Raw genomic sequence first — 12,571 nt, 5'->3', positions numbered from 1 at the left:
TTCCATATAATTCTATTGACTTCTAAATATTTTGTAAATTAAAATGATTACATAAATATCCGTTATACAGGATTAGGGGGAAACAAACATGGATGCAGCTTTAAAATTAGACAAAGCTGGAGAGCAACAATCACCAAAAAAACATCCACCAGGGTTATACTTGTTGTTCTTTACAGAGGCATGGGAAAGATTTAGTTATTACGGAATGCGTGGCTTATTAGTTCTTTATTTAACAACGAGCTTAGTAAGCGGCGGTTTAGGATTTGATAAAGCAGTTGCAGTTCAAATTTACGGTATTTTCACAATGCTTGTATATTTCACACCTATTATTGGTGGTTGGTTAACTGACCATTTCATTACGAAGCGACATGCCATTACTATTGGTGGTATCATCATGGCAATTGGTAACTTCGTACTATTTTCAATGAATACGAAAACTGGACTATTTTTAGGATTAGGATTATTAGTTATCGGTAACGGATTCTTCAAACCGAATATTTCGACTTTATTAGGTCAATTATATAGTGACAACGATTCTCGTCGTGATAGTGCCTTCACTATCTTCTACATGGGGATTAACTTAGGAGCTCTTATCGCTCCATTCATTTGCGGTTACTTCGCAGATTATAGATACGGTTTCTTAACAGCTTGTATCGGTATGATTATTGGACAAATTGCATTTAACTTATTAGCACCTCGTTACTTAGGATCAGCTGGAACAACAGTTGTGGGTAAAAAATCTAAAGAACAAAATGCAAAAGCTGTTGAGAAAAAACCTTTAACACCACAAGAGAAAAAACGTACTGTTGCAATTTTAATTTTAACTTGTTTCGTTGTATTCTTCTGGGCAGGATTTGAACAAGCTGGTAGCTCTTTAACACTTTACACAGATAAGTTCGTAGATCGTACAATTGGTGGATTTACAATTCCAACACCTTGGTTCCAATCTGTAAACCCACTATTCATTATCTTACTAGCATTACCTGTTTCTGCGTTATGGATTAAGCTTTCAAAAACAAAAAATGGTGATTTGAAAATCCCAACAAAAATGGCATTAGGTATGATTTTACTAGGGATTGGATATTTAGTTCTAACTTTAGCTGTTTTAAAAACTGGTAGCGATGAAGGTAACATTACAATGAAAGCAAACTTACTATTCATTGTATTCACTTACATGTTCCACACAATCGGTGAGTTATTCTTATCACCAATCGGATTATCTATGGTAAGTGCAATCGCTCCTGTTAAACTAGCATCATTATTAATGGGTGTATGGTTAGCTGGTACTGGCTTCGCAAACTTATTAGCAGGACAATTAGCCGCTTTCACTCAATCTTTAGGATATTTAGAAGTATTCGCAAGCATCGGTATTATCGTAATTGTACTGGGATTAGTACTTCTTATGTTCTCTAAGAAAATTGCACATATGATGGAATAACAAAAAGACGCTTCTAAAATTAGAAGCGTCTTTTTTATTATTTCTCCTCTAAAGCTGTCACGTCCACATGAACGCTCTCACCAGGATTAGATACATCATACACTTGAGCACTCCCCTTCTGCTCATCACAGCTCTCAATCCATACTGGTACGCCCTCATATGTAACGTCAATTCTACTTGAAGAAGATAAGATTTGTTTCACACGTTTCACATCCATACTACTATCCCTCCTTTTGCTTACTACACTCCTTTCTATTTTTTCTTTTCCTTTTAGAATATATTCGGTAAGGCAGCATATTGATTAATAGTCATTTCTACCTCACATGCTAATATTTACTCTCTCGCTACCTTTCTGACAAATAAAAAAAGACGTATATTCTACACGTCTTTTTCCATAATATTCAAATTTTAAGAAAATAATGTTTTTACTACCGCACTTACTTTATCATTATGGATTTGATAATACACTTCTAATCCTCGTCTTTCAAAGCGCACTACTTTATTTTGCTTTAACTTCGTTAAATGTTGTGAAACCGTTGATTGCGGAATTTCTAATACTTCCTGTAGTTGTGTTACATTACATGTTCCTCTTTGCATAAGTTCCATTACTAGACGTAGACGAAGTGGGTGAGCTAACGCTCTTAACATTTGTACATCTTCTTCTGAAATACGACATTCAAATTGATTTTGGTTCATAAAGTTCCCCTCATTTTCGTTTTTATTTGCGTTTTTATGTTCTTTTTATTTATTTATATATCTGTTCTTATATTTCCTGTTACGACATAACTTTATCAACCTATAAAGCCGAAAATTTTTTCCATCTTCATCAGCAAAAATTCAGGAGAAAATCCTTGCTGATTTTGAATATTATACTATATGATATAACGAAAAAGCAAAATAATGGCCTACGAATACTTTGCTTACAAACGTTGTTTTATCAGGCTTTTTGTTATATTTTCACCTCATTGAAATGCACAGTAACGGTATTGTAAAATATCGTCTATAATTGATAACCTATCGTAATGTAGTTGAACTATACTTAACCTCTTTGTTACGCTAAAAGGAATTTTCAGTAAAAAGAGATGATATGGTATTAAAAATTTGTTTCTTATTTTTTATTCGTATTGCAAGCGGTTGAATTGTTGTGAAAAACTTCCTATTAAATCCACTCACCGTTCCTCTCTCACTAAATCAAACAGGACAGATAAGTGCATATATCAAACTTTAATCAGTAGGGTTTTTGTTCATCCCCACTGATTATCAGCCCTCACCAACCGGGCGTTTACTGGCAGCCCGATCCCCACCTAACTTCTTTGCTTCCGCTGAATTTTGAGGTGTGGGTCTTACTGCCCGTTAATGCGGGATAAGAGACGGCATCTAATATACACCTATAGGGAACATGCCATCTGAATAAGCAAAATAATATGCAAATAATTTATACAGCACACTTAAATTCATTTGAGTGTGTTTTTTGTCTACTTTATGAACAAAGCTTTTCTTTTAACACTATTATGGAATAATTATACTTTTTTACGTTGACAATAGTGTTGAAGGAGAATATACTAAGCATGTAAGTTGATTGTGAATAGTTTCACAAATAATGTGAATTTCTTCACATATAATAGATAGGAGTTGTCATTATTATGAGTACTTGGACACAAATTTATGATCCATTAAACAATATTTGGTTATCTGCACTAATCGCAGCACTTCCAATTTTCTGCTTCATCATTTGTTTAATGGGACTGAAAATGAAAAGTTATATCGCTGGTCTTTACAGTGTGATTGTCGCTATTATTCTTGCAATATTTGTTTATAAAATGCCAGCAACAGTAGCTGTAGCATCTGCTGGATTCGGTGTTTTATCTGGATTTTATCCAATTTGTACTATCGTTATCGCCGCAATTTTCCTTTACAAATTAACTGTTAAAACAGAGCAGTTCAATATTATTCGCGATAGTATTTCAAGCATTACAAATGATCAACGTTTACAAGTATTATTAATTGCTTATTCTTTCGGTGCTTTCTTAGAAGGCGCAGCTGGTCTAGGGGTTCCAGTTGCTATTACAGCTGCACTACTTGTGGGTATGGGCTTTAATCCATTAAAAGCAGCAGGTATTTGTTTAGTAGCTAATATTGCTGGTGGTGCTATGGGTGCTATGGGTATTCCAGTTACAGTACCGGCACAATTAACTGAACTTGACGCATTAACTATTGGTCGTCAAACTGTTCTTATTTTACCTTTCATTAGTATTATCTTACCTTTCTTACTTGTTTCAATGGTCGATGGAGTTAAAGGTATTAAAGAAACTTGGCAAGGTATTCTTGTAAGTGGTGTTTCTTTCGCTATTACTCAATTCGCTGTAACTTACTTCTTAGGTGCAGAACTTACTAATATTTTCGCAGCCGTTGTAAGTATGATTGCTCTTGCATTATTCTTACGTGTTTGGCAACCAAAATCTTCTACTAAAGAAGAAAAACAAGAAACTAAAGTATCACATACATTCAATCAAATTTTATATGCTTGGTCTCCATTCGTATTCTTAACTGCATTTGTAACAATCTTTAATTTAAAACCAATTAAAGCTTTATTTGCTCCAGATGGTGCGTTAGCAAACTTAGTATTTAACATTCAGTTCCCTGGTCTTCATAATGCTGTTATGAAAACTACACCAATTACAAAAGCTGATACACCTTTCGCAGCTGTTTTCAAATTTGATGTATTTTCTTCTACAACTACTGCGATTGTACTAGCAATTATCGTTTCACTTATCGTTTACCGCGTAAAAGGTAAAATGGTTAAAGAATTAATGATTGAAACAATGAAAGAATTAAAAGCTCCAGTATATACAATTTGTAGCGTTATCGCTTTAGCTTACGTAGAGAACTACTCTGGTATGTCATCTACACTTGGACTTGCATTCTCATCTACTGGTAATGCATTCCCAATTCTTTCTCCAATCTTAGGATGGATTGGCGTATTCATTACAGGTTCAGTAGTTTCAAGTGGTTCTTTATTCGCACCACTGCAAGCAGTAACAGCAGACCAATTAAACATCGTTCCTTCTACACTCGTTGCCTTAAACGTGGTAGGTGGTACAATGGCAAAAATGGTTTCACCACAATCTGTAGCAGTTGCTTGTGCCGCAGTTGGACTAGTTGGTAAAGAATCTGCTCTATTTAAAACAGCAATGAAATACAGTTTAATCTTCTTAGCTGTTATTAGCTTACTTCAATTAAACGCTGTGTTTAATATCTTTTAAAAATAAAACACCGATCCAAATGGATCGGTGTTTTTCACATTATATTTTTTTATTTTTTAATAAAGAAGCTCCAGCAATTTCAGGATGAGTCATTTCGAATGGATCTAAAATAATATCCAATTCCTCTTCTGTCAGTACACCATGTTCTAAACATAACTCCCTAACAGATTTTCCTGTTTCAATTGCTTCACGTGCAATACGAGATGCTGCTTCATAACCAATATGAGGATTAACTGCTGTAATAATTCCAACACTTTTCTCAACATATTGCTTCAGCAATTCTTCATTTGCTGTAATTCCTTCAATACAATATTCACGGAATACACGGAATCCATTATTCATAATGCTTATAGATTGAATTAAATTAAATACAAGCACAGGCTCCATTACGTTTAACTCTAATTGTCCTGCTTCTGATGCTAAGCAAATTGTATGATCGTTTCCGATTACTTGGAATGCGACTTGGTTAATTACTTCTGCCATAACTGGATTTACTTTTCCTGGCATAATGGATGAACCTGGCTGACGTGCTGGCAATTGAATTTCAGCTAACCCAACACGTGGACCAGACGCCATAATACGAAGATCGTTTGCAATTTTAGACATGTTCATCATACATACTTTAAGCGCTGCAGATACTTCTGTGTATGCATCTGTATTTTGCGTTGCATCAACTAAATGCTCTGCACCAACAAGTGGGAATCCACTAAACGTTCTTAAATGTTTTACCACTTGTTCAATATACGTAGGATTTGCATTTAATCCTGTACCAACAGCTGTCGCCCCCATATTCACTTCATATAAATGTTGACGAGACTGTTTAATTCTTTTTATATCACGCTCAAGCACTCGGCTATACGCTTCAAATTCTTGTCCAAGGCGAATTGGAACTGCATCTTGTAAATGTGTGCGTCCCATTTTAATAACGTGATCAAACTCTTTTGCTTTTTTACGAAAAGCAGAATGAAGTTCTTCCATTGTAATAAGAAGCTCTTCTAACATCATAAGAGTTGCAATATGAATCCCTGTTGGAAACGCATCGTTCGTTGATTGGGCCATGTTCACATGAGTGTTTGGGCTAATTTTCGCATATTCCCCTTTTTCATATCCCATACGCTCTAACGCTCTATTCGCAATTACTTCATTTGTATTCATATTAATAGAAGTTCCGGCTCCGCCTTGAATAGGATCCACGATAAATTGATCATGAAACTTTCCATCAACAATTTCTTGCGCTGCTTCTGCAATTTCATGTCCAATGTCTTTAGCTAAGTAACCAGTATCTATATTCGCAAGTGCCGCTGCTTTTTTCACAATTGCCATTGCTGTAATGAGTGATGGATGAATGCGGTATCCTGTAATTGGGAAGTTTTCTACGGCACGTAATGTTTGTACACCATAATAAGCTGCACTTGGTACTTCTTTTTCACCTAAAAAATCTTTTTCTATACGTATATCCTTCGTTGCTATCATTTTTATCACCTATACTTTTTCATTCTAAATCCTTATCCAAAAAATCTGCCCTCTAAAAACACGAGTATCATTCAGAAGAATTTTTCAGTATCCACCTTCACTATATAGCACCTTTTTTGAAAGCGCAAACATTTATTTTTCTGTATATCCTTTTTATTAAAGTTTATAGAAAATCATTCTTCTACTTTCCTTATTTCCACTCGTTTAATTTGATGCATATCCTTTTCAAGGACTTTAAAATAAAAACCGTGTTTCTCAATAACATCTCCTTCAGCAACGATTTGTTTTTGTACCATAATCCAGCCACCAATTGTATCTACATCATCAGCAATTAAATGTATGCCAAGCAAATCATTTACTTCACTAATAAGCACTTTTCCCTCTACGATTTTATATCCTTCACTTACATGCTCTATAGGTGGATTCTCATCTTCATCGTATTCATCTCGAATTTCTCCAACAATTTCTTCTAAAATATCTTCTAGTGTAACAATCCCTGCTGTACCACCATATTCATCATATAATACAGCTAATGGAATGTGTTTTCTTTGCATTTGTAACAGTAAATCATGAATTGGAATATTTTCTAGCACTTCAATAACTGGCCTTGTATATGGCATAATTGAGCACTCCTCGTCCCGATTACCATCCATATAACGAATAAATAAATCTTTTACATTTACCATCCCAATAATTTCATCTTTATCTTCACCAAATACAGGATATCTCGTGTACTTTTCTTGTGCGATGACTTTAATATGTGTTTCAAATGGTTCGTCCTCATATAAGCCTACAACTTCCGTACGAGGTACCATAATTTCTTTTGCTACTCTATTATCAAATTCAAAAATATTATTTACATATTTAAATTCCCTTTGGTTAATCTCTCCGCTCTCATAGCTCTCAGATAAGATTAACCTTAATTCTTCTTCTGAATGAGCTACTTCATGTTCAGATGCTGGATGTAATCCGAATAAACCAGTTACAACCCTTGCTGAACCATTTAAAGCCCAAATAAACGGGTACATAACTCGGTAAAAATAAATAAGTGGTTTCGATAACAATAAGCTAACTTGTTCTGCTTTTTGTATAGCAAATGTCTTTGGAGCAAGTTCCCCAATGACAACATGTAAAAATGTAATTACTGCAAAGGCAATAATAAATGAAACTGTACTGGAAATTGCAGGTGAGAATTGTAATTTTAAAAACAACGGCTCGAGTAAATGTTTAATAGTTGGTTCCCCTAACCACCCGAGCCCTAAAGCAGTAATTGTAATACCTAGCTGACAGGCCGATAAATACTCGTCTAAATTTGAAGTTACCTTTTTAGCTGCCAGTGCACCTCGTCTTTTTTCACTAACGAGTTGATCAATACGACTGCTACGTACCTTAATAATTGCAAATTCAACAGCCACAAAAAATGCTGTTAACCCAATAAGAATGACTACCATCAATAATTTTAAAATATCCACATATGTTCTTTAGCTCTCTTAGCTAAAGTTACACCTCCTTTTAAAAAGAAGTTTCACTTTAGTTTCTTCAATTATTGGAAAGCAACTCTATATAAAATCCACCAATTTTCAAACCTCATACAATTCTAAAGGTAAACCATCAGGGTCTTGGAAAAAGACGAATTTCTTCCCCGTTATTTCATCAATACGGATTGGTTCTGTCTTAACACCACATTGGTTTAAATGCTTCACAGCTTCTTCTATATTTGTAACAGCAAATGCTAAATGTCTAAGACCGGCTGCTTCTGGAAAACTTTTGCGCTCAGGCGGATTTGGAAATGAAAATAATTCGATTTGATACTCTTCTCCTACACATAAATCTAATTTATAAGAATCTCGTTCCTTTCTATATACTTCATTTATCTCTTTAAACCCTAATATTCTAGTATAAAAATTCTTTGACCTCTCATAATTCGAACAAATAATTGCAACGTGATGCACTCTACATATATTCATACTCTCTCTATTCCTTTCTTTACCAAAGATGCATATTCTCCCTTGAAATGAAAAACATATATAGCAGAATATCTCTTTTAGGGGGCTTATCATGAAATTCATTACTTTTTTCGTCGGACTAATTGTTGTTTTCTTACTCGCTTATATTGCTAGCAACAATAAGAAACATATTAAGTTTAAACCAATTTTCATCATGCTTATTATACAGTTAATTTTAACCTACCTATTATTAAATACAGAAATCGGTCTCATACTTATTCGTGTCATTTCCAGTCTGTTTACAAAGCTACTCGAGTATGCTGCTGATGGAATAAATTTCGTATTTGGTGGTATTGCAAATAAAGGTGAAATGCCATTTTTCCTTACTGTATTATTACCAATCGTCTTTATTTCTGTTTTAATTGGTATATTACAACATTTCAAAATACTACCATTTTTTATTCATTGGATCGGGTACTTTCTTAGTAAAATAAATGGTCTTGGGAAATTAGAATCTTACAATGCTATTGCCTCTGCCATTGTCGGTCAATCAGAAGTTTTTATTACAGTGAAAAAGCAATTAGCTCAAATTCCAAAACACCGTCTTTATACACTTTGTGCCTCTGCTATGTCAACCGTATCTATGTCTATCGTAGGTGCCTATATGACAATGATTGAACCTAAATATGTAGTAACTGCACTCGTTCTCAATTTATTTAGCGGTTTTATTATCGTACTCATCATTAACCCTTACGACGTTAAAGATGACGAAGATATTTTAGAAATCAAAGGTGAAAAACAAAGCTTTTTTGAAATGCTTGGAGAATACATTCTTGATGGTTTTCGTGTAGCCATTGTTGTCGGCGCTATGCTCATCGGATTTGTCGCATTAATTAGTTGTATTAATGACCTGTTCCTCATTATATTCGGTATTACGTTCCAACAATTAATCGGCTATGTATTTGCACCTATCGCATTCCTTATCGGTGTACCAAGTTCTGAAATTGTCGCAGCTGGCAGCATTATGGCAACGAAGCTTGTAACGAATGAATTTGTCGCAATGATGGACCTTAGTAAAATTTCTAATAGCCTTTCTCCCCGTACAGTTGGGATTATTTCTGTTTTCCTTGTGTCTTTTGCCAATTTTTCTTCCATTGGTATTATTTCAGGTGCGGTAAAAGGACTAAACGAAGAACAAGGAAACGTTGTTGCGAGGTTTGGCCTTAAATTACTATATGGAGCTACTCTCGTTAGCATTTTATCCGCAATTATCGTAAGCATTATGTTGTAATTAGGTAAAATTTTATCATTTTCTTATCCCTATCTTTTGTATACAATAACGAATAGATGTCTTATAAAGTGAAACTTTACTCAGAGGGGCTATCCCCCTCTGAGTATTAGCCTTCACCAATCGGGCTTTTACGGGCAGTTAACTCCCACCTAACTTCCTTGCGTTCGCTGGACTTTGAGGTGGGAGTTTTACTGCCCGTTAATGCGGGATAAATAATCAAGACATCTATTTTTTATACATGTACAATCGCTTTTATTTAGCGTAAAATATTTTTTATGTGTTTGAATACACTTCTAAATGTATATACTTCGATAGTTTTAAAGGAGAAAAAATGATGAAATCCGACCCGAACAACAATACGCGAGCCAGAAAAGGACGCTCAAAGAAAAAACGCCTACTTTGGTTCCTTCTTATTCCATTACTAATTGTAGCACTTGGAGCAGGAGGCTACTCCTTCCATATATACAGTAAAGCAAAGTCCGTCTTAAATAATGCTTATGCTGAACTAGGTCGAGGAGATAAGTCCAGTAAACGTGAAAAAGCTGTTAAACCTATGACCGACAACATTTCTGTACTAATTATGGGTGTTGATGAAAGTGATATTAGGGAAAAAGGTTATGGAAAAGCAACTCGAACAGATGCGTTATTACTTGCAACAATTAATAAAAACGATAAATCCGTTAAACTTGTAAGCATTCCACGTGACTCACGCGTCTACATTAAATCACGTGATAAATACGATAAAATCACACATGCGCACGTATTCGGTGGTGTAGACAGCACAATTGATACGGTAGAGAACTTTTTAGATGTTCCAGTTGACTACTATGTAAAATTCAACTTTAAATCATTTATTAAAATTGTTGATTCCCTTGGTGGTATTACTGTAGACGTTCCAGTTGAGTTCACAGAGCAAAATAGTAAAGATGAAGCAGATGCAATTCATCTAAAAAAAGGACGTCAACATTTAAATGGAGAAGAGGCACTGGCACTGGCTAGAACTCGTCATATCGATAGTGATTATATGCGTGGTCAACGCCAACAGCTTGTATTAGAGGCCATTGCTGAAAAGGCACTATCTCTTAATTCCATTAATAAAATCGGAGGCCTACTAGACGCTGTCGATAAAGACTTAAAAACCAATTTAACTTTTGATGATATGATGACAATTACAAAAAATTCAATGGATTCAAATTTAAAGATGGAAAAAATGCAAGTAGAAGGTACAGATAAATATATAGGCGGTATTTATTATTACGTTCCAAATGAAAAAAGCGTCAATAATATTTCGACAAAACTACAAGAACATCTCGGTGTTACGAATAAAAATGAGCATAAAAAATTATAATAAAAAGGCTGCTAGATTTCTCTAGACAGCCTTTTTATTATATTTTTCAACATATTTTTCATACACATTGTGACAAGAAGTGACAATTATTACAGCGGTGTAACATTTTTTATGAAAACATTACACACACAGTGAAAATAATAGTATACTAGTACGTACATAATGTTATTTTCATCATTTTTATACAAAAAATGTAATACATATATTTATACATAAATTTCTGGGGGGAAATAAATGAAGCTAAGTAAAATACTGATCGGTTCTGCAATTGCTGGGGGCATATTACTTTGTGTAGGCGGTGTTGGGGGATATCAATATGTCTCCAAATTAAATAATCAATTAGATACTACTGCATTACCGAATACTACATTTGAAGGTATTTCTCTCGATGGAAAAAATAAGAAAGATATTCAAGCAATTATTAATCAAAAGGTAACTGAATTAGATCAAAAATCCCTTACCTACATATTCCAAAACGATAAACAAACTTACACATGGAAAGATTTAGGGATAAATTATAAAGAGAAAGATATTATTGACAAAATCTTTAAAGAACAAGAAGGAAACGTAATGAATCGTTACAAAATGCGTAAGCAAGCTGAAAACGGTGAATTAAAACGTGAATATAAATTAACACCACAATTAAATGCAACAGCTTATGAAACCTTTATAAAAGATAAATATAATGAAACATTAAAAAATCCTATTAATGCAGAATTCAGTATTGAAGGCTCAACAGTAAATGTTAGTCAAAGCCAAAACGGAGAAAAAATTGATAAAGGGAAACTAAACGGTTTAACAAACGAAGCTATTACTACCGGTAAATCAGATGTCACATTGCCAGTCACATTCATAAAACCAGAACGCTCTACAGAAGACATACAGAAAATGGGGATTAAAGAAGTCATCGCTGAATATTCTACTCCAATGGCCGGCCGTAACGGAAATCAATCATTTAACGTAAATAAGTCAGCCAATACTTTAAGTGGGGTTATTGTCGCACCTGATGAAACGTTTAGTTTTAACGGCCGCGTTGGCGTAACTGATGCTGCACATGGTTACAAATCTGCAGCAGTATATTCACAAGGTAAAGTAATACAAAGTGCAGGCGGAGGAGTTTGCCAAGTCAGTAGTACATTATACAGCGCAGCTTTAAGGGCAGATTTAGGCATTGTTTCTCGAAGCAATCATTCTATGCCGGTAAATTATTTACCACTTGGGCAAGATGCAGCAGTAGCAGATTATGGTCCAGATTTAAAATTTAAAAATAATACGGGCAATCATATTTATATTCAAGCATTTTCAAATGGAGGTAGTATTACTACACGCATTTTCGGTACAAATACTGGTAAAAATGTTGAAGTTTCTTCTCAAGTAATTAGTAGGACTAGTGATAAAATCACAGCGGTTACGTATAAAAAAGTAACACAAAACGGGGAAGTAATATCAAATGGACAAATTTCAAAAAGCGTATATAAAAGCGCTCCAAAAGAATAGCTAATATCCACCGAATAGCATAAAGAAAAAGGCGTGATTATATCACGCCTTTTTCTTTTGCAGTAATAGTAAAAAAGTTTCAAGATGGTCTTTCGTTTCTTCTAAAGACCACATACGATTGCCTTGCTTCGCAGCTAATACACACGCCTCTTCCCACGCGTTCTTTTTCTTCATATTTATTAATTCATCACGTAATTTCAAAACAATTTCTTCGTCTTCTTGTTCAATAAACTCTTCCATCACGCTTACTATTTCATCCTCATGAATACTTAACGTACAGTACGATTTAAGAAAGTATTGTAATGTCGTATACAT

Annotated in this window: 11 protein-coding genes; 5 read left to right on the top strand and 6 right to left on the bottom strand. The window is 34.4% G+C overall.

All coding sequences use genetic code 11. The features are described 5' to 3' along the window. Nucleotides 1-88 precede the first annotated feature (88 nt). Nucleotides 89-1,438 carry a peptide MFS transporter gene (locus BCG9842_RS02995; RefSeq protein WP_000338303.1) on the top strand — a complete coding sequence of 450 codons (1,350 nt, stop codon included), beginning with the start codon at nucleotides 89-91 and terminating at the stop codon, nucleotides 1,436-1,438. 37 nt (nucleotides 1,439-1,475) lie between these two features. Here the strand turns inward: BCG9842_RS02995 and BCG9842_RS02990 are convergent, their stop codons facing one another. Next, nucleotides 1,476-1,655 carry an acid-soluble spore protein H gene (locus BCG9842_RS02990; RefSeq protein ID WP_000382679.1) on the bottom strand — a complete coding sequence of 60 codons (180 nt, stop codon included), beginning with the start codon at nucleotides 1,653-1,655 and terminating at the stop codon, nucleotides 1,476-1,478. 191 nt (nucleotides 1,656-1,846) lie between these two features. After that, nucleotides 1,847-2,134, bottom strand: a complete 288-nt coding sequence (locus BCG9842_RS02985) for an ArsR/SmtB family transcription factor (RefSeq protein ID WP_001075219.1) — start codon at nucleotides 2,132-2,134, stop codon at nucleotides 1,847-1,849. A 947-nt stretch (nucleotides 2,135-3,081) separates the two neighbouring features. Between BCG9842_RS02985 and BCG9842_RS02980 the strand changes: the two genes are divergently transcribed. Further along, a complete protein-coding gene (locus tag BCG9842_RS02980) occupies nucleotides 3,082-4,701 on the top strand; it encodes an L-lactate permease (protein WP_000109120.1) in 1,620 nt (539 codons plus the stop codon). Nucleotides 4,702-4,740: 39 nt separating this feature from the next. Here the strand turns inward: BCG9842_RS02980 and aspA are convergent, their stop codons facing one another. From aspA to gloA2, 3 genes are all read right to left on the bottom strand, one after another. Then, nucleotides 4,741-6,174: an aspartate ammonia-lyase gene (aspA, locus tag BCG9842_RS02975; protein WP_000562136.1), complete on the bottom strand. Its 1,434-nt coding sequence runs from the start codon at nucleotides 6,172-6,174 to the stop codon at nucleotides 4,741-4,743. Between the two features lie 173 nt (nucleotides 6,175-6,347). After that, nucleotides 6,348-7,646, bottom strand: coding sequence for a hemolysin family protein (locus BCG9842_RS02970; protein WP_000353320.1), 1,299 nt, complete (start codon nucleotides 7,644-7,646; stop codon nucleotides 6,348-6,350). 108 nt (nucleotides 7,647-7,754) lie between these two features. Beyond that, nucleotides 7,755-8,141: an SMU1112c/YaeR family gloxylase I-like metalloprotein gene (gloA2, locus tag BCG9842_RS02965; protein ID WP_001017673.1), complete on the bottom strand. Its 387-nt coding sequence runs from the start codon at nucleotides 8,139-8,141 to the stop codon at nucleotides 7,755-7,757. A 91-nt stretch (nucleotides 8,142-8,232) separates the two neighbouring features. Between gloA2 and BCG9842_RS02960 the strand changes: the two genes are divergently transcribed. The 3 genes from BCG9842_RS02960 (at nucleotide 8,233) to BCG9842_RS02950 (ending at nucleotide 12,256) form a co-directional block, all read left to right on the top strand. After that, complete coding sequence (locus BCG9842_RS02960) at nucleotides 8,233-9,411, top strand: NupC/NupG family nucleoside CNT transporter (protein ID WP_000668872.1); 1,179 nt, start codon at nucleotides 8,233-8,235, stop codon at nucleotides 9,409-9,411. Between the two features lie 331 nt (nucleotides 9,412-9,742). Then, entirely contained in the window at nucleotides 9,743-10,759 is a 1,017-nt protein-coding gene (locus tag BCG9842_RS02955; RefSeq protein WP_002083775.1) for an LCP family protein, read from the top strand. A 234-nt stretch (nucleotides 10,760-10,993) separates the two neighbouring features. Then, complete coding sequence (locus tag BCG9842_RS02950; RefSeq protein WP_000777357.1) at nucleotides 10,994-12,256, top strand: VanW family protein; 1,263 nt, start codon at nucleotides 10,994-10,996, stop codon at nucleotides 12,254-12,256. A gap of 42 nt (nucleotides 12,257-12,298) precedes the next feature. Here BCG9842_RS02950 and BCG9842_RS02945 read toward each other — a convergent pair whose 3' ends face one another. Next, a complete protein-coding gene (locus BCG9842_RS02945; protein ID WP_000288803.1) occupies nucleotides 12,299-12,571 on the bottom strand; it encodes a hypothetical protein in 273 nt (90 codons plus the stop codon).

It is taken from the genome of Bacillus cereus G9842, from assembly GCF_000021305.1.
Lineage (GTDB): Bacteria > Bacillota > Bacilli > Bacillales > Bacillaceae_G > Bacillus_A > Bacillus_A thuringiensis_S.
This window is presented reverse-complemented; position numbering and strand designations above follow the sequence as displayed.

Bases quoted from the DNA above. Each gene is read 5' to 3' on its own strand.
- BCG9842_RS02995 (WP_000338303.1), top strand. From the start codon at position 89: ATGGATGCAGCTTTAAAATTAGACAAAGCTGGAGAGCAACAATCACCA.
- BCG9842_RS02990 (WP_000382679.1), bottom strand. From the start codon at position 1,655: ATGGATGTGAAACGTGTGAAACAAATCTTATCTTCTTCAAGTAGAATT.
- BCG9842_RS02985 (WP_001075219.1), bottom strand. From the start codon at position 2,134: ATGAACCAAAATCAATTTGAATGTCGTATTTCAGAAGAAGATGTACAA.
- BCG9842_RS02980 (WP_000109120.1), top strand. From the start codon at position 3,082: ATGAGTACTTGGACACAAATTTATGATCCATTAAACAATATTTGGTTA.
- aspA (WP_000562136.1), bottom strand. From the start codon at position 6,174: ATGATAGCAACGAAGGATATACGTATAGAAAAAGATTTTTTAGGTGAA.
- gloA2 (WP_001017673.1), bottom strand. From the start codon at position 8,141: ATGAATATATGTAGAGTGCATCACGTTGCAATTATTTGTTCGAATTAT.
- BCG9842_RS02960 (WP_000668872.1), top strand. From the start codon at position 8,233: ATGAAATTCATTACTTTTTTCGTCGGACTAATTGTTGTTTTCTTACTC.
- BCG9842_RS02955 (WP_002083775.1), top strand. From the start codon at position 9,743: ATGATGAAATCCGACCCGAACAACAATACGCGAGCCAGAAAAGGACGC.
- BCG9842_RS02950 (WP_000777357.1), top strand. From the start codon at position 10,994: ATGAAGCTAAGTAAAATACTGATCGGTTCTGCAATTGCTGGGGGCATA.
- BCG9842_RS02945 (WP_000288803.1), bottom strand. From the start codon at position 12,571: ATGTATACGACATTACAATACTTTCTTAAATCGTACTGTACGTTAAGT.